Annotated in this window: 13 protein-coding genes; 8 read left to right on the top strand and 5 right to left on the bottom strand. The window is 54.2% G+C overall.

The genetic code is table 11. From position 1 onward, the window contains the following. Positions 1 to 212 precede the first annotated feature (212 nt). A complete protein-coding gene (locus Poly59_RS26685; protein WP_146537159.1) occupies positions 213 to 2,231 on the top strand; it encodes an erythromycin esterase family protein in 2,019 nt (672 codons plus the stop codon). A gap of 246 nt (positions 2,232 to 2,477) precedes the next feature. Here the strand turns inward: Poly59_RS26685 and Poly59_RS26680 are convergent, their stop codons facing one another. Both Poly59_RS26680 and Poly59_RS26675 read right to left on the bottom strand, forming a co-directional pair. Further along, complete coding sequence (locus Poly59_RS26680; RefSeq protein WP_146537158.1) at positions 2,478 to 2,663, bottom strand: hypothetical protein; 186 nt, start codon at positions 2,661 to 2,663, stop codon at positions 2,478 to 2,480. Positions 2,664 to 2,728: 65 nt separating this feature from the next. After that, positions 2,729 to 3,922, bottom strand: coding sequence for a Gfo/Idh/MocA family protein (locus Poly59_RS26675; protein WP_146537157.1), 1,194 nt, complete (start codon positions 3,920 to 3,922; stop codon positions 2,729 to 2,731). A 188-nt stretch (positions 3,923 to 4,110) separates the two neighbouring features. On the opposite strand from Poly59_RS26675, the gene Poly59_RS26670 reads away from it, so the two are divergent. From Poly59_RS26670 to Poly59_RS26655, 4 genes are all read left to right on the top strand, one after another. Further along, on the top strand, positions 4,111 to 6,417 hold the full coding sequence (locus Poly59_RS26670; protein ID WP_146537156.1) for a glycosyltransferase family 4 protein: 2,307 nt from the start codon (positions 4,111 to 4,113) through the stop codon (positions 6,415 to 6,417). Beyond that, positions 6,410 to 7,378 (top strand): glycoside hydrolase family 130 protein, encoded by a 969-nt coding sequence (locus Poly59_RS26665; RefSeq protein ID WP_146537155.1) that lies wholly within the window; start codon positions 6,410 to 6,412, stop codon positions 7,376 to 7,378. The genes Poly59_RS26670 and Poly59_RS26665 overlap by 8 nt, the downstream gene beginning before the upstream one ends. 90 nt (positions 7,379 to 7,468) lie before the next feature. Continuing rightward, complete coding sequence (locus Poly59_RS26660; RefSeq protein ID WP_146537154.1) at positions 7,469 to 10,042, top strand: hypothetical protein; 2,574 nt, start codon at positions 7,469 to 7,471, stop codon at positions 10,040 to 10,042. 18 nt (positions 10,043 to 10,060) lie between these two features. Further along, entirely contained in the window at positions 10,061 to 13,525 is a 3,465-nt protein-coding gene (locus Poly59_RS26655; protein WP_146537153.1) for a carboxypeptidase regulatory-like domain-containing protein, read from the top strand. Here the strand turns inward: Poly59_RS26655 and Poly59_RS26650 are convergent. Continuing rightward, positions 13,518 to 14,540: an alcohol dehydrogenase catalytic domain-containing protein gene (locus Poly59_RS26650; RefSeq protein ID WP_146537152.1), complete on the bottom strand. Its 1,023-nt coding sequence runs from the start codon at positions 14,538 to 14,540 to the stop codon at positions 13,518 to 13,520. The genes Poly59_RS26655 and Poly59_RS26650 overlap by 8 nt on opposite strands. Next, the gene (locus tag Poly59_RS26645) at positions 14,537 to 15,040 is read right to left on the bottom strand and encodes a hypothetical protein (protein WP_246151955.1); all 504 of its coding nucleotides are present in this window, start codon (positions 15,038 to 15,040) and stop codon (positions 14,537 to 14,539) included. Before Poly59_RS26645 ends, Poly59_RS26650 begins: the two co-directional genes overlap by 4 nt. A 238-nt stretch (positions 15,041 to 15,278) precedes the next feature. Between Poly59_RS26645 and Poly59_RS26640 the strand changes: the two genes are divergently transcribed. Both Poly59_RS26640 and Poly59_RS26635 read left to right on the top strand, forming a co-directional pair. Further along, positions 15,279 to 15,509: a hypothetical protein gene (locus tag Poly59_RS26640; RefSeq protein ID WP_146537151.1), complete on the top strand. Its 231-nt coding sequence runs from the start codon at positions 15,279 to 15,281 to the stop codon at positions 15,507 to 15,509. Positions 15,510 to 15,564: 55 nt separating this feature from the next. Beyond that, the gene (locus tag Poly59_RS26635; RefSeq protein ID WP_146537150.1) at positions 15,565 to 15,963 is read left to right on the top strand and encodes a hypothetical protein; all 399 of its coding nucleotides are present in this window, start codon (positions 15,565 to 15,567) and stop codon (positions 15,961 to 15,963) included. Between the two features lie 148 nt (positions 15,964 to 16,111). On the opposite strand, the gene Poly59_RS26630 is transcribed toward Poly59_RS26635, so the two are convergent. Further along, on the bottom strand, positions 16,112 to 17,212 hold the full coding sequence (locus Poly59_RS26630) for an ATP-binding protein (protein WP_146537149.1): 1,101 nt from the start codon (positions 17,210 to 17,212) through the stop codon (positions 16,112 to 16,114). A gap of 401 nt (positions 17,213 to 17,613) precedes the next feature. On the opposite strand from Poly59_RS26630, the gene Poly59_RS26625 reads away from it, so the two are divergent. Beyond that, positions 17,614 to 18,270 (top strand): response regulator transcription factor, encoded by a 657-nt coding sequence (locus tag Poly59_RS26625; protein WP_146537148.1) that lies wholly within the window; start codon positions 17,614 to 17,616, stop codon positions 18,268 to 18,270.

Genomic DNA, 18,270 nt, shown 5'->3' with positions numbered 1-18,270 from the left:
AATATTGAGCACATTTCACGAAATGAGCCGGCACATACTCACGCTCGCAACCGATCAACAAGCGGCAACCGTGGCGTTAACGAAACTTGGTTGGACTGACAATTGATCGAGAACTGGAATCCGATGCGAGAACAGATGAAAATCATTTCGGATCGCGTTGCCCTTGGGGCCGAGATGACCAACTCGCTGACTCAAGCCACACAAGGACTATCGTGACCGTTCTTGTTTGGATCATTGTTTCTGGCGTTTTGATGAGCTGCATTGCTTTCGTCGGTGCGTTGACTCTGTTAATGAGTCAAATGACTCTCGACAAAATCCTGCTGCCACTGGTGGCATTTGCCGCCGGGTCGCTGATCGGTGGTGCGGTATTGCATATGATCCCCGACGCGGTCACGGCAATGGACAATGATTTCTCGTTGTACATTTGGTTGCTTGCCGGATTTATGTGCTTCTTTGCCCTAGAGCAGTTTCTCAATTGGCACCACAGCCACTCCAGTGACCCTGACGCGGCAGAAAAACAACCGCTGACCTACCTAATTTTGATCGCTGACGCATTGCATAACTTCATTGGCGGCATGTCGGTTGCCGCCAGCTTTCTGGTTAGCGTGCCATTGGGGATCACCGCATGGATAGCCGCTGCCGCACACGAAGTTCCGCAGGAACTCGGTGACTTCGGTGTTTTGATCCACGGAGGTTGGGGCAAGCGACAAGCGTTGCTATTCAACTTTTTGTCAGCACTGACTTTCTTGCTAGGTGGTTTGGTCGCGTACGTAGCCTCGGCCAGCATGGAGGTTGTATTTCTAGTTCCGTTTGCCGCCGGAAATTTCATCTACATCGCTGCTGCCGATCTGATTCCCGAAATCAAGAAAGAGAATCAGGTAAAACGCAACCTCATTCACTTACTCGCTTTCAGTCTTGGGCTCGGACTGTTGCTGGCAGTTCGGTCCAACATGATCGCCGACTTCTGTGAACCTTTTGAGTATATCGAAACGGCGGATTTGGAACCGTTACTCGAGCGGATTGGCGATTCGCGGGTCGTTTTGGTAGGTGAAGCATCGCATGGGACATCGCAGTTCTATCAAATGCGAGAACTTATCACGCGAGCGCTGATTGAAACGAAGAACTTTAGCTTCGTCAGCATCGAAGGGGATTGGCCGGACGCGGCGCGGATCGATCAATATGTGCGCCACTCTGAGTTTCCACCGTCACATTGGAATGCGTTCGCGAGATTCCCAACTTGGATGTGGCGCAACCGCGAAGTCCATGACTTCGTTGATTGGCTCCGCCATCACAATCTCAATCGTGATCCAGAAGGTCGTGTCGCATTCTATGGCCTGGACTTGTATAGCCTGCATCGTTCAATCGGACGAGTACTGGAATACTTAAGTGAGGTAGACCCCGACACTGCGAAGGTCGCAGCGCTTCGCTACAGTTGCTTGACACCGTGGCAGGCAGATCCGGCTACTTATGGCCAAGCGGCGATCACCGGAACTTACAAATCTTGCGAACAAGAAGTGGTCAAGATGTTGCTAGAACTGCGCAGCAACGAGCCAGAGTACACACTGAAAGATGGTGAGCGATTCATGGACGCGGTTCAGAATGCGAAGCTGGTCGTGGATGCAGAAAAGTACTACCGGATCATGTACTACGGGTCACGAGCGTCATGGAACTTGCGTGATACACACATGTTCTCAACACTCAATACGATGCTAGACTTCCATGGCCCCAACAGCAAGGCGATTGTCTGGGCACACAACTCGCACCTCGGCAACGCCAGCGCGACAGACATGTCATACCGAGGCGAAATCAACATCGGCCAGCTCTGCCGAGACCAGTTCGGTGACCAATGTTATTCGATCGGAATGGCCACCCACACGGGAACAGTCGCTGCGGCTGCGGAGTGGAATGGTCCGCGAGAAACGATGGCAGTGATGCCATCTCTGCAGGGCAGCTATGAACGATTGTGTCATGATTCCGAATGCCCGAAGTTCTTGTTGCCCCTGCGAGACTGCGAATCGCTTGACCTGCGTGACCAACTGTCGCAATCGCGTTTGGAACGAGCGATTGGCGTGATCTACAAACCTGAATCGGAGCGAGAGAGCCACTACTTCCGAGCAAGGTTGCCAGACCAATTTGATGAACTGATTTGGTTCGATGAAACGTCCGCGGTTACGCCCATCAAAACCTCCGAGCTCGCAGGCATGCCGGACACATACCCATTTGGTATTTAGCCAGTGCAAGCCAGCACGAAAGCTTGCCCCGACGTCGACTTCGCGCTGGACAAACTTGATTGGATGCAAATCCAGAGAGTTTGGACAACCCTTTAAGCTATCGATGAACCAACGCGTTCGGCGTCGTCTTGCGAGCTCCGACGCATTTCAAACTAGAAGAAGACAATTATTTAGACGAAGCCATTGCGTTAGTCGACGACGTTAAACGAGCGTCTGGTCGCCAAAGCCGCATCTGCATCTTAGACGCTAGTCACGCTCGTCAAAAACTTCTAGCTGGTCGAGTGCTTCGGTGGCCTCGTCGTAACTGCTATAGGGACCAGGGTCAACAAGTACACCGCCAGCGATGACAGCAGCATCTTCCGGCGATTGCCCCGGCAGCACCTCCATCACTTCGAATCCATCATCCAGTTCAATGATTGCAAAGAAAGGCATGTCATCACCTCAATCAGTTTCGGAAAAACCAGACAAGCACCACCACCTGATGAACGCTACGTCACCTACTTCAACTTGTGAGCAACTGAAGTGCCAAGCAACGAATCCACGCGGCTCATTTCTGTAATTTGTGGCGTCAGAAGATGGGAAGTTGTACTGCCCGCGCGGGCCATTTCATTCGCCTGCACTGCCATTCTTAGCGATTCTCGACTAGTTTTCTCGTTGATGCGGCGTCGGTGGAATTTGTCAGCGCAGCCATTGATTTGATCCTCGATCAGCAACTTCACTAGTTCGCCGCAACGCTTCGTCTTGTCTTGCCGTCGCCCAACCGTCAGCCGAATTTCGTTGTTGAATTGAAAGTCGTGATCTCGCTCGCAATCACGTTGCTTTCCCGTACTCGTCTCGAGCATTTGATATTCTGAGGTCGCAAACAGCTCGACCAGTCGCTCTTTGTCACTCGAGCCTAATACCGCGTCAAGACAAAGTCGCGTGGGAACCCAGCCATGTAGTGTAACGTGGCCTCTTTCGAAAACGATTCGCAATTCTTGCCGATCCAAACATCCAGGCTGGTGAAATCCATGATAGTAGTTGACCAGGATGTCATCTCGGTAGCGAACACAGCATTGAACTTGGTCTTCCGAATTCAACGGGTCACGCAGCAACCGCTGGGCCGAAACGACTTCGCCAGCCCCCAGCCAGTTCGCAAACAAGTCAAAAGAGTGCTCGCCGTGTTCGATGAATATTCCGCCACCTTGGGACCTACCCCAGTTCAGGTCATCGCGGCCAAGGCGTTCGACGGAAGCGTAGTTTTCAAAGTATCCGTGCAGCGGTTTGCCAAGAATTTCGAGTTCAATCAGTTCGCCCACCTGATCAGTCAATTGATTGTATCGCTGCATCAAATTGGCAACAAGAATTCGATCTTCAGCGTGTGCTAACTCAAACATGTCGTTCGCCTCGCCAAGCGATAGCGCCAGCGGTACCTCGACCACAACATGCTTGTCAGCATTGAGCGCTGCCATCGCATGATCGTGGTGCAGGAAGGCTGGTGAGGCGACGTAGACAAGGTCGATATCGGGTCGCTGGCATAGTGCGTTAACACTGGGCGCGTGAATCAAACCAAATTGCTGGACAGCTTTTTCGACGTTGTCCTCGTTCACGTCGGTTGCTGCAACCAGTTGCACGTCTGGAATCGCAGCGCACTGATGCATTGCAGCAAAACCCAATTCACCACATCCGATCACACCGATTCTGCATTGCATCACTTGATAGTCCTTAGGCTGTCGCTGCAAAGAAGGCGGTCACCAGCGGAGACGCTCTGGTGCAAAACCGGTGCAAATCATGTACCCGTAACTTTGACCTCCGGTTCACATACTGCCGCAGTAAGCGGTGGAATGGCATTCGGTTTGCGTAGTCATGTCGATCGTCCGTCCCTCGATCAGGTGCCAACATGCAAAGAATCGAACCCACCGAAGAACGCCGCATTGCTTGCGTGGGAACTTACCCGCCCCGACAATGCGGGATCGCCACCTTTACTCAAGACCTCTGCCGGGCGATCGAAATTGAAAGCGAAAGCGGTCTGCAGTGTCACGTCCTGGCCATCAATGACCGTGCGGATGGGTACGACTATCCTGCCAATGTGCGTTTCGAAGTACGCCAACAACAACCGGCCGACTATCGGTTGGCGGCTGATTTTGCCAACATTCGAAATTGCGAAGTGATGTTGGTAGAGCACGAATACGGCATCTTTGGCGGCGACTGCGGAGACCAATTGCTAGGGATGCTGCGTAATGTGCGCATGCCTGTGGTGACAACGATGCATACGGTGCTGGCTGAACCATCCGAGCAAATGCGTCAGGTGACCGAATCCATTATCGAGCACTCCGACCGCATTGTGGTGATGAGTGAGCGGGCGGTGGAAATTCTTTGCGACCTCTACGCATTGACCGAAGAAAAAGTCCGTCACATTCCGCACGGGATTCCGGATTTGCCGTTCGTTGACCCGAGTTTTTACAAGGATCACTTTGGCGTCGAAGGTCGAACTGTCTTGTTAACCTTTGGATTGCTATCCCCAGGCAAAGGAGTTGAATATGTGATCCAAGCCTTGCCGGAATTGGTAAAGCAGAATCCCGAGATCGTTTACGTCGTGCTTGGCGCGACGCATCCGCACGTATTGCGTGATCGAGGCGAAGAATACCGGCATCAGTTGCAGCATTTGGCCGAAGACCTGGGCGTGCTTGATCATGTGATGTTTATCAACCGGTACGTCGATCTGGACGAACTGTGCAAGTTCCTGATGGCAGCGGACATTTACGTCACGCCATCGCTAGCCGAACAACAGATTGCTTCGGGGACGCTCGCATACGCTCTGGGCACCGGTAAACCGATCGTGGCGACTCCGTACGTCTACGCCAAGGAACTGTTGGCGGATGGCCGCGGGCGTTTGGTGCCGTTTCGAGATGCCGACGCAATCACACGCGAAGTGGCGTGGTTATTAGATAACGAACAGGAAACGCAAGCGATCCGCAAGCGAGCGTATTTGTACAGTCGCAAGTCAATCTGGTCCAAAGTGGCACGGTCGTACTTGGATTTGTTCGACGAAGTGTCGCACGAGCCGTCGATCGCAACCCTGCTTCTGCGATCGCATCAAAACGACGCAATTTCTCCGCTGCACGCGGTTCCCGAGGTTAACTTTTCGGCTCTGCAGTCGATGACCGATCACGTGGGAATCTTGCAACACGCACGATTTACAATTTCGGATCGAAACCACGGCTACTGTACCGACGATAACGCTCGGGCGCTCGTTGTTGCGTTACAGTCGTATGAACTGACACAAGAACGCGGCATGTTGAATCTAGCGCGGACGTACTTAAGTTTTGTGCATCATGCGTTCAATCCCGTGGAAAATCGATTTCGAAATTTCATGGCGTTTGATCGACGTTGGTTAGAAGAGTTCGGATCGGAAGATTCGCACGCACGTGCGTTGTGGGGACTTGGATCGGCAGTTGCGTTGGCTCGCAATGCCGGAATGCGAGCGGTCTCGCTCGATCTGTTCGATCGTGGACTGCATGCGACCGAATCGTTCACATCGCCGCGCGCATGGGCGTTTACGCTCGTCGGAGTGCATGCCTACCTGAGTCGCTATGGCGGCGACAGCGAAGCAAAGCGAATCCGAGAAAACCTGGCGACTCGCTTGTACGAACAATTTGTTAGCAATGCGAAAGATGACTGGCCATGGCCCGAAGACACGTTGACATATTCGTGTGGCAAACTTCCTCATGCGATGTTGCTTGCCGGACAGTGGATGGGTCACGACGGAATGATCGAAATCGGACTGCGTTCGTTGGATTGGTTGTTGAAAATACAAACAAGTGAAGACGGTCACCTGTCGTTGATCGGTAACCAAGGCTGGTTTCCCCGGGGCGGTGAAAAGGCAACCTATGACCAGCAGCCGATTGAGGCCCACGCATTGCTAGAAGCCTGTTTGGAAGCAAATCGTCTAACGCAAGACAACCAGTGGTTTGTCGAGGCGCGTCGTTGTTTCGATTGGTACTTGGGGCGTAATGACTTAGGACGGCCGATCTATAACTACGAAACCGGCGGTTGTCGCGATGGTCTGCACCGAGAAGGCGTCAACGAGAATGAAGGAGCCGAATCGACGCTGGCCTGGCTGTTGTCTTTGCGAGCGATTCGGGGGGCAAAGCTGATCGATAGCCCGGTTGAAACAGCGAGGGAGAGGGTGACCACCAATGGATAACGCAATCTTTACTCGCTACGAGTCGAATCCGATCTTGACGGCGGATGATTGGCCTTACCCCTGTAACACTGTGTTCAACCCGGCAGCGGTGCGTTTGAAAGATGGAACGACGTTACTGTTATGCCGAGTCGAAGATCATCGTGGATTTTCGCATTTGTGTGCGGCGCGTTCTGTCGATGGTCTGAAGGGTTGGGTGATCGATCCAACGCCAACGCTGGATCATGCTCCGGACAGTCATCCAGAAGAAATCTGGGGGCTCGAGGATCCACGAATCACGCATGTTCCCGAGCTTGATCGTTACGCCGTTGTTTACACCTCCTTTTCCAAAGGCGGACCAAGTGTTTCGCTGGCACTTACCGAGGACTTCCATTGCTTTGAGCGTTACGGTGCGATCATGGCGCCAGAAGACAAAGACGCCTGTTTGTTTCCCCATCGAATCGGACAGTACTGGGCACTGATTCATCGACCGGTGGGCAGCATTGGCGCATCGGGAGCGCACATTTGGATTTCGTACTCACCAGACCTGCGTCACTGGGGCAGCCACAAGATGTTGCTTCCAGCGAGACAGGGTGGATGGTGGGATGCGAATCGCATCGGGTTGTCACCGCCGTTGATTCAAACGGATCGCGGTTGGCTAATGATCTATCACGGTGTCCGGTCCACTGCGGGCGGAAAGGTGTACCGCATTGGGTTAGCACTACTTGATTTGCAGCAACCCGAAAAGATCTTGCTGCGAAGCGACCGTTGGCTATTTGCGCCGGAAACGGATTATGAACGCGGCGGTGATGTCGAGAACGTGGTTTTCCCCACCGGTGTCACGATTGCCGACGACGGTGACACGTTGCGCATGTCCTACGGTGCGGCCGACACTTGCGTCGCCGTCGCCACTGCGAGCGTCAACGAATTGCTCACTTGGCTCGACGCACACGGACGCAGTGACTGGGAACGTCACTTGTTGTAGGAATGTTCGCGATGGTTTGTGCTAGCGGCACGCAAGTTGCGAACGTGTCAAGAGTTCATTTGGAACTCACGTCACTAACGAGGACTCGGCATGAACGTACTCTCACCTTCCATGCGGATCGCAAGTTCAGTCGTTGCGATCATGTTGGCCAACGCAGTGACAACCAGAGCAGCGTCTCCGATCGATGAGCTTTTCCATGCGAACGAGGCGGTTGAGACGATTGAGGTTTCGATTGAAACCCAAGTCGATGGTCAAACAATTTCCGAACCGCTCGCTTTGGACTTAGGCCTCGGTTTTCCTTTGTGGTTGTATCCGCTGGGCCGCGAACCAGGACAACTAGCTCCCTTTGGTGCGTCACCAACACACGCGTCGGTAGGTGAAATTCTCGCTCCCGGTGAGCCAGCGACTTTCACATTTTCATCGACGGGCGATTCGGGATCCGACATGTTGCAAAGTTCAGCTGCGATGCTGGCGGACGTGCGTCTTTCGGACATTTCACGCGTTGGGCTGTGCTCCAACGGCCGTAACGATTGGGTATTGGATTCGCTTGACATCAAGATCAATGGAAAGCCGTTTGTTACTCGGACTGAACTGCGATCGCATATTCAGGACGAACAGGCACTCGCTCAAGTTCGTCTGCGCGAGTTGCGCAGTGAAACCATTCCGATCATGGACGAGGCCCAATCGCTTGAGGAACTCGTACGCAGTGGGTTGGCGACCGAAGAAGAAGAGCAACGACTGCGAGATGTCGACGAGGTTCTGGTTCCGAAGCTACAAGAGCAAAACCGAATCGAGCGACAGCTTGCGGGAAGTTATCCATGGTTCCTGGTTCGAGATTTCCAGTCGCCTTGGCGTAACGGTCATTACGTCGAGTCGATGTCCGTAACGTTGGTCGCTGCGTCACACACCGGTGCCGATACGCACAACTATCTTTACTATCAAACTGGCGGTCGCAAGTATTTATTGACTTCGCCGGTCAATCCACTGAGTTCTGTTTTTGGTCCGCAGGTCTTCCCGATCGACTTGATAGGTGGTTCGGCAACCGCGGGGGATCTACGAGGCCATGCGATCGGAATGTTGGCCGATGGCGAGCCCGCAAGCAACGTCCCAGACCGAGCCCACGTATCACGAATGATCGTCGAGGTGGATGGCCGCGTCGTCTATGACAGCGAAGAAAGCGAGATTGATCGTCTGTCGCTGGATGCTGTGCGTTTGATTCCTCCGGCGCATCTGGATGAAACGGGCAATGTGGTGCGAGATTCACCGATCGCTCGGGAGGCGTTCGTCTGGCACTCGGGCAGCGCGTTGGGACTGGACTTGGTCGCTGGTGGCGCAGAAGCTTTACCTTCGCCAACCGATGAAGCATGGCCTGAGCCAGAATCGGGACTCGTCTACGAAGATTCTTCCGGAGCGGTACCCGGCGGTGGAGGCTATGGCGATGCGTTCGATCCTTTTCCAGGCGAAGCGTACGAGATGCCAGGCTGGAGCGACGTTTACGACGAGGGCTTCGATATGGGGAGTGATCTTCCTCTGAGTGACGGCGGTTGGCCTGCCGGTGACCCATGGGCCGGTGACCCATGGGCTGATCCATGGGCTGATCCTTGGGGAGCCGATCCCTGGGGATGGCACCCGCCACCGAGTTGGTTGGACGTGTTGGCTGGATTTTTTTCTGATCACTTCGGCTACGATCCATGGTCAGCTGATTTTGAGCTAGACGAGATTACCGCCGACCCGATCGGTGAACCGGTGCAGATCGTCAGTGTTGGCTGGGAAACTACGTCGACTTGGGCGGACGACTGGATTGTGCGTTGGGATGTCATCGGCGACGAAAGCGCCGTCCAAAGTTACCTCGTCGAAGTGCTGGCATTTCGACCGCACAGCAACGATCCCGTGGGCGGTGTGGTCGGCAGTGCGATCGTGGCTCACGGTCAGCGAGAAGTTTCGATCGACGCCGATCATGCGACAATGATGGCCGAGATCGGCAGCGACCCGATGTCGGTCTACTTGATTGCACGCGTCTGTCCGCTGATGCAGACGAGTGCCACAGCAGGGCCGGGCCAATTTGGTCCGGCGATTCCTGCTGTCATCTCTCACAATCCCGTTTTAACGTCCAACGCGATGTATAGCGTCACGCTGCCGGGCGGCATCCACGACACCAACTTGTTGACGTTGGCGCCACCGCTGCACACGCAGCGTGGTGTGTGGACGCCAGCGTTTTTGGTGAGTCATCTCGGTTTTGCGTTCACGGAGGGGATAGGCGGACGACACATGGTGTTCCGTCCAATGCCGTCAGATGAGGAACTGTCGTATGAATTGAACCTGATGAATCCGATCGAGACGGACATGCACCTTGCAATGCATTTAGCATTTTTGGACGACGCGATCGAAGTCAATAACACAGCGACCGTTACGGTGGAAGTCAATCTGCAATCACTTGTCAGCGGCCTCCATCGAACTGATTCTCTTGGCCCTTTCACGCTGGGACCAAGTACGATCGACGATCCTCAGCCAATGCTGCTTATCGAGGAAATAGTCGAACCGTTGATTTTCGCCGGGATCGTTGAGCCCGCCGAAACAAATATTCTTATTCGCGTTACTGGCGGCGCAGCCGATGCCGATCACCCACCCGTTTTGGTCGGTATTCGAACTACACCTGATTTCTAACAACCGAGTTGATTCGAAATGAAAATTCAATTCCGAACGTCGTTGACGATGGCAATCGCGATGGCATGGTTCATTGTGATTCATACTCAATCGATCCACGCTGAAACCGGAATCACGGGCCGAGTCGCTGCGCAAACCGAAGACGGCAAGTATGCTGGCATGGTGGCGGGCGCAAAAATCGAAGTCCTCAAGCCCGGTGGCGAAGTCGTCACAACGACCACCTCGAATCCGCAAGGCATGTTCAAGATTGAACTGCCAGTCGGACAGTACTACTACCGCGTTCATGCCGACGGCTTTAAAGACGAAGACGAAGGTCGAGGTTTTGAAGTCAAACGTAATGGTCAAATGGAGCTTTTTCATCTGGCGCTGACCAAAGGCGAAAATGATCCAGATCGAGTCAGGCCAGTTATCCCGCCACCAATCAACGGCGAGTTGATCGGTCGTGTTTTGCAACGGACGCATGAAGGCGAAAAGGGTATCGCTCACGCACGGATCACGTTGGTTCATGAATCAACCCGACAAGTTAAAAACGTCTTGGTCAGTCCCGAACGCAGTCCGTCCGGCGAGAGCGGTTCCTACCAGGTTCTGCTCAAAGCCGGAATTTGGCGAGCGTCAGTTCGTGCTACTGGGTTTCAAACCTACATCGATCTGAAACCGATTGAAATCAGCGTTGGCGGAAAGACCGGTCGCGATTTTGTGCTGCAACAAACAGAGTTACCCGCCGAGCTTCTGGCCAAGCAAGGCATTCGCGGCACCGTGAAAATCTCCAAAGGCGATCGAGTTTATCCCGCACCATTTGAAGTTACTGTAAACCTAGTTCGAGCGATTGATCGAGCAATCGCTGCGACGACGACCACCACCATTCGCGAAAACGACTTTTCGTTTGATACTGCGCCGGGATCGTATCACGTCGTTGCGTCGGCACCCGATAGCGAGTTTGCAAAAGCCATTAGCGCTCCGGTGCATGTGTTTCCGGGGCGCCGATCCCATGTGAACTTGGTGATGCACGCGAAACCGTTGGAACCACCCCCTACCGCGATTGCACAACCAGAACAGGATCCTATCGAAACACCGATGGAGGAATTACCGGCATTGACCGATCAAGGCATCGCGGAGTTGGGACCTCAGCAGGAGCTTTTGGATGTGGAGATCCTTACGCTGCGTCATGACACCAACGAACCGCTGATTGAAACCGAAATTCTGCTACGCGAAGTTACCGACCGCCGCGCCAGCGTGATCCAGGGGCGCACAGGCAATGACGGGATCGCTCGGTTCAATTTGCCGGCGGGTCGATACTTCGTCGTCGCTCGACTGAGTGGTTTCGAGGTCATCGAAGCACAGCCCGCCGCTAGCTTCATGCGAGGGCGTTTGGTCTTGAACGTTGAGAACGACAAGCCGACGAAGGCGACATTCTTCCTAGACCATCATCGTGAACCAGCGGCGACAGCGGGTACACTCGTCATCGAAGCCTACGACGAAAAACTCGGCACGCCGATCGCCGACGCCAACGTGTCGGTGACACGTGAGTTCTTGAGCCCTCGCGTTTTGAAAACTGATGCCAACGGAGTCACGTCCGTATCGGGGGCATCCGAAGGTGACTACAGCGTTAAGATTAGCCACCCGAACTACTTCACCGTCACACGCCGCATCGCGTATCTTCCAGCTCAGCCCCGGCATCGGATTTTCCTCAACCGACATCCCGCTTACTCGACCGATCGTCACATGGTTTCCGGTGCAGTGATGTATCAAGGGGAAACGGGACTCGGCACGGCATTGATCGAAGACGCTCAAATCAGTTGGTCTGGTCCGGCGCGAGTGCGGATCAACTCGGGACCTCGCGGACTTTACTCCGTCACCCTTCCTGGCGGCACCTACACCGTCGCCGTCGATCCGCCCGCTGAGACCAACTTCGCCAGTCGTGTCTTTACCGGGATCGAGGTTAGCGGCGACACGACTCGAAACTTCGTTTTGGGACGGAGTTCGACAGATACTCCCTCGCTGACTCGGCCACAGGTCCAAGTCAACGTCTATGATGCCCGATCGCGGCGCCCCATCGCCGACGCGCAAGTTTCGATGCAACTTCGTGGCAGCGGTGGCGTTACCGCCGACGAAGGAACCACAGACACCAACGGCCGCGCCGACTTGTTTATCAGCGAAGGTGGTCAGTATTTGGTAACCACCAGTGCCGCCGGCTACTCATCACGCCGAATCGAAAGCGAAGTCACATCCGGACGAATCAGTATTGTTAACGTCGGGCTGACACGCGGATCCGACACCGGCCCCAACTTCGTTAACGTCAGTGGTTGGGTGCTGACCGAGCGTGGGCGAGGCACGAAGGTGATTCCCCAACTGATACCGGGGCGACATTCCCTTGATCGAAGTCGATATGAAGGCGTAGCCGGCGCCAGTGTCTTGTGGCAATTTCCAAGCGAAGGCGGATTGCCTGGCGCGATGCGAGTCGCCCGTACCGACAGTCGCGGCCATTTCACAATCGAGGGTCTTTCCGAACAGAACTACGCGGTACGCGTCAATGCCATCGGATTCGGACCACTGCAACAGAAGGTCCGCGTCCATCAGGGAATGCCCGACCTGCAACTGATCCTCGATCGTAACACAGCGTCCGAAACGTTCCCGCCATCCGACACGATTCGGCCAACTGATCCGCTGGGAAAGAAACACACAGTTAGCGTCGCCGTGATCGACCAACAACGCCGGCCCGTGGCCAATGCGATCGTGACAGTTTCGTCGCAAACGATTCCAGGAACTGCCATGGTCTCGCCAAGCGTGCGACGTGGCCAAACCGACGCACGAGGAAACTTTGACGTCCAACTCGATCCGGGTTCGTATCAGATTCGTGTTCAAGGAACCGGATTTGACTCAGTCGTCACCAACCTCGTGATGACGAACAGAAGCCTCACTCGAACCATCCAAGTTAAACGTCAAACGATCAGCCCAATCCCACCAGGAAGTGAAATTCCGGGCCTGATTCGTCCAGAAGACCGTCCCACTTTGCTGAGTCGCTATCAAGTTCAGATCCAAGTCGTTGACGAAACACGAAAGGGTATTAGCGGGGCGACGGTGACTGCGATGCAGGGAGGTCGGGCGGTTAGCACAGGTCAAACGGATGCCGGTGGATATTTCCGGACGCAACTTTCACCCGGGGGCTACGCGATCAAAGCCTCCGGACCAAACATTCATCCTGGCGGTACAACGGTGACCGTCCGAAACGCGAACACCAACGCGACGGTTCGTGTTGTTGGCGCCCAATCGACGTCGCAATCCCGAACCATCTATCCCAGCAATTTACAATATGCCGCCCAATACCTGCCACCTGGCACGAAGCAGTGGATCACGTTGGGCACGTACTCCTCGCGTGATCAAGCCAAGCAGGCGCTGCAGACGAGAAAGCTGCCGATCAAATCCGAAACGCGAATTGTACCGCAACAACCGATGCGCCGAGTCCTAAAACCGACCTTCAAGTGATCGTCTCCATCACCAACACCTTGGCTCCCTTGATCCGCCCAAACCGAAGGTCACACAGCGCTTCGTTGGCCTGGTCCAATCGGTAGGTGGTTACCTCGGGACGCAGCGGGATCAACGCCGCGAGTGGCAAGAATTCGACAATGTCAGCGTGCGTAAGGTTAGCAACTGACTTGATCTCACGCTCCATCCACAAGTGTTCGTGATAGCTCAAATTCAATAGTTCGTGCTTGTCTTCTTCTTCTTCTTTTCGAATCGCGTTGATAACGAGACGCCCGCCGTGTCTCAGCTTTTTCAAAGATTCAACAACAGGCTTCCATGCAGGCGTGGTGTCGATGATCGCTTGCACAGTTTCCGGTGGTGTGGAATCAATGTCTCCTGCCCAATCCGCCCCCAGGTCTCGAGCAAACTGTTGCCCGGACCGCCCGCGAGTGAACACGTAGACAGAGGAATTGGGAAAAAGATGTTTTGCTGTGGGCAAAACCAAGTGGCCTGACCCACCGAATCCCATCAAACCAAGCGGATCGCCATCACGCATTCCGGTGAGCCGTATCGCGCGGTAGCCGATCGCTCCAGCGCACATTAGTGGTGCAGCCTGAGTGTCGGTCAAGTTGTCTGGAATCTGGGCCGCGTAGGTTTCCGGCACTGTCATGAATTCCGCGTAGCCGCCGTTGACGTCGTAACCAGTGCCAGCAAACTGCGGTGAAAGGTTTTCATCGGGCAAGCCATTGGAGTGATATATCCAGCCGACACCCACACGCTCGTCCGTTCTAAACCGCTGGACGTTTTTGCCGCACTCGGCAACCCGTCCGACGACTTGATGACCGAGAATGACGGGCAAATGCGGCGGTGTCAGCCGACCTTCGATTTCGTCCAGTTCAGTATGACAGACGCCACAAGCAGAAACTCGAATCAGCAGTTCGTTGTCAGTTGGCTTGGGCGTGTCTATATCGACCAGGGACAGTGGGCGTGGTTGCACGCTTAGCAGGCCGCACCCGCTGAGGATCATTGCCTTCATGTGCGATTTTCTAATTTTTCACGCTCATCGCGTTCCGCTTCGCTGAAATACAGCGGAAGGTATGGCAACTGAATCAGAATCACGATGAAGAAAAGGGCGGCCGCAGCGATGCCAACCGTTCGCCAGTCAAAGAATGAAGCGGCAATGATGAAGGTTCCTATCGCCAACACCCCGAGCACTTTTAGTAGCGTCACCACACCGACCGTCTCGATGTCCACTTGCATCTCTTCGCGACTGACATCGGCGCCTTCGGCCGAGCGCAAGTTCGATCCACGCGACCTGAACTCCAGATAGTTGGTAAGTGCCAACACCGCGTACAGCAGAGGTATCGGAATCGCAGCGAGGTAGGCGGCCTTTTGAAAGAACGCCAAACACAAGACCGTCGCGATCAACGACAAACCGAGTAGCAAACGCACACCAGTGCGAAAATGGCGTGCCACGACATGCGCGTCGGGTTCGTCCGATTGGACCTTTGAATGTGTGTTGAAATGCGTACTCATGGCAATCTCCCTTGCGTGTGTTACGGCCGAAACTGTTTCCAGTTCCGCAGTTAGAAATCTAGCACTGAAGGTGCAATCGCGATGCCAATGTATGAATTGCCTGATTCGGCACGACACGTGCTAACAGACGGTACTGAAGCTTCGCTTTACAGCAAAGCCTGTCGTCGAAATGGTTTCGACGATCAATTTGTGGACCTGTGAACACGATCCACTTGGCAAAGAACGAAAGGAGATTGACATGAAACGCTTATTAGCATTTTGTGTGTTATGCACCGGCCTGCTTGGCCTGGCGGGATGCAACCAACCGCCAAACAATCCAGCAGCACGATCGCCAACCAAGAACTCGGCGGATCGCCAGCAGGTGATGAAACCAGTGATGGAAGAATCAACCAACCAGTCAAACAACGAATCGGTGACACCTGACGAAACCTCGGCAGTGGATGGCGAATCAGAAGAGGCCAAGCCCTAACGCTGAACCGATTCTGAAAACCTGTTTCGATCAATCGCACAAAGGAAAACATCTTATGAAAAGACTTGCGCTGACCATATCGCTCACGATCACAATGGCATCTCTCAGCAATACCGCTGACGCTGGCTGGGGCAGCAGTGGGGGAAGTTCGGGCGGTAGTAGCGGCGGCTATGCCGCCTACTATGGAAGTTCGGGCGGAAGCAGTGGTGGCTACGCATCGAGAGGATACGGGAGTAGCGGTGGAAGTTCGGGAGGCATCGTTTCCCGAATTCGCAGTCGCGTCACGGCGCAGCGCGCTAGCTACGGAAGTTATGGCGGCAGTAGCGGTGGCAGTTCGGGCGGATACACTAGCGGCTACCGAAGCTATGGTAGTAGTAGTGGCAGCAGCGGTGGCAGCAGCGGTGGCAGGTACTTCCGGGTCCGCAGCTACGGATCGTCAGGCGGAAGTTGGTGATTCGCAGACATGTTGTCAATGGGCATCTCGGTGGTCTCCACCGAGCCGCCTGATTGTCGAACCAACGCTCAAACCAACGGCGACAACCTACCCGAGGGCGTTTTCGATGCGCGCATCGTTAAACCGAAGTAAAAGCGATCGTCAGTCCCTACTCAGTATAGGCTGAACAGATTGCTGGCTGACATTCTGAGTTGCAAATCAGCCCGGGTAGAGCAATCGTGATGATTCCGCCACTTCCCCCATTTTCTTCAACGGCGATAGAACCGCCATGGGCCTCGATGATCCGGCGACAAATCGGCAACCCTAGACCTGTACCGTGGACTTTCGTCGTGAAGAATGGATCAAACGCAGACATTCGCTGTTCAGCGGTGAATCCGTTTCCGTTGTCGCTGACCGTGATACAAAGCGTCCCTTGATCGTCAAATTCGCTAGGTGACCAATCCATGTCGACTCGAGCGTTACCATCGCTTGCTGCGATCGCATTTTCGAACAGATTTCGCAGCACCTGCTCGATGCGAACGGGGTCAAGCATGCACTGGACGTCATGATCGGGAAGTGTGAGCAGCGAGTCTGAACTAGCCGCAACACATTGCACGTGATTCCACACACGTAGAACCAAGTTCTTTAAACCGCATGGCGTTTTGCTCAATACGATCGGCGCACTGAATTCTCGCAGTTCCTCAAAGTATGATTCCAAAAGCGAGCTAGCTTCCTCGATCGCTGATAAATCTTCCAGTAACTCTGCATTGTTTTCGTACGTTAGCCGGATCAAACTGACACGGGAACGAATTCGATGCAATGCGTTTCGACTCTCGTGAGCGACCGCCGTGACTGCGGTTCCAACCGCAGCCAGACGCTCGGATTGAATCGCCCGTCTCTGGGCTAATTGAAGTTTCATCGCCCGCCGCATGCTGCCCAGCAGAAGTTCAGTGCAGATCGGTTTAACGACATAGTCACTCGCCCCATGCTGCATCGCATGGACGGCATGCATGATTTCAGACGAACCGGTTGCGATCAGAATCGACGCGCCAGGAGCGTGACTGCACAGTTGCGGCAAAAATTCTCCGGCAGTCATGTTGGATAGATACCAATCGATGATGATGAAATCAAATGCCTGTTTGTCGATTTGCCTGATCGCATCCTCAGCCGTCTCGGCGGTATTGATCTGATACCCTTCCAAACTCAGAATGTCACATAGGCTGTTGCGGGTGTCGAAGTCATCTTCGACAATCAAAACTCTCGTAGCCATTGCGTGCCCTCTGTATATTTTGACTAGAATCCGCCTGCGACACCTCGAATGCTATCGGTATGCGCGATCGGGCACAGTCACGGACTCCTGCGATCACGCGTAAGGAAATTCCTGACAAGCTTAATTGACCCGTCCGACAGTACGTCGACCAAGCCGATCGCGAACATTTCGCCGTAGCCCCCAACGAGTTGCGGTGCGTGCCATCGACAACGGCAGCGAAGTTCTAAACGTTTAACTCGTTCGTCGCCGAATAGGGTTGAAACGATGAATCGCCGACTGTGGTCGAACATCGATTCGTCGATGCTGAACCTGGAAGCTTGCTACGGTACAATGAGTGCGTTGCACTTATCGGGAAAATTTGTCCCGTGCCCTACCACCGCACTGCGACCCACCGCTGCACTATGAGTTTAAACACGAAACGAATCGTCATCGTCGACGATCATCCCTCGACCCGCGATGGACTCGTCACTCGTGTCGAGCTGGAACCCGATTTAGAGGTGGTCGGCGAAGCTTCGGATGTGGATGAAGCCATTACGGTGATCGGAAGGGCTCGACCAAACATCGCGGTGATCGATGTCTCCCTTAAATCTAGCAGCGGCATCGATCTGGTGAAGGTCATTAAGGAACGCTATCCATGCGTCAAAATGCTAGTATGGTCGATGTATGACGACTCGCTTTACGCCGAGCGGGCAGTTCGCGCCGGTGCGATGGGATATATCAATAAACAACAAGTCACGGACAGAATCATCGAGGCGATCCGAACGATTATCGGTGGCGAGTTGTTTCTCAGTAAAGAAGTCTCGGCGAGAATTTTGAACCGCGTGATCGCTGGTCGGGCATCAGTCGCCGCAGCTCCGATCGAATCGCTATCCGACCGCGAACTCGAAACGTTTCGCTTGATCGGGCAAGGCATTACTACCAAAGAAATCGCCACAGCAATGAATCTCAGCCCAAAAACCATCGAGACGTACCGCTCCCGAATTAAGGAGAAACTGGGACTCGACGACACCACCTTGCTGACTCGTGAAGCGACTCAGTGGGTTTTGGAAAACGGCTAG

The organism is Rubripirellula reticaptiva, assembly GCF_007860175.1.
In the GTDB taxonomy this organism is placed as follows: domain Bacteria; phylum Planctomycetota; class Planctomycetia; order Pirellulales; family Pirellulaceae; genus Rubripirellula; species Rubripirellula reticaptiva.
This window is presented reverse-complemented; position numbering and strand designations above follow the sequence as displayed.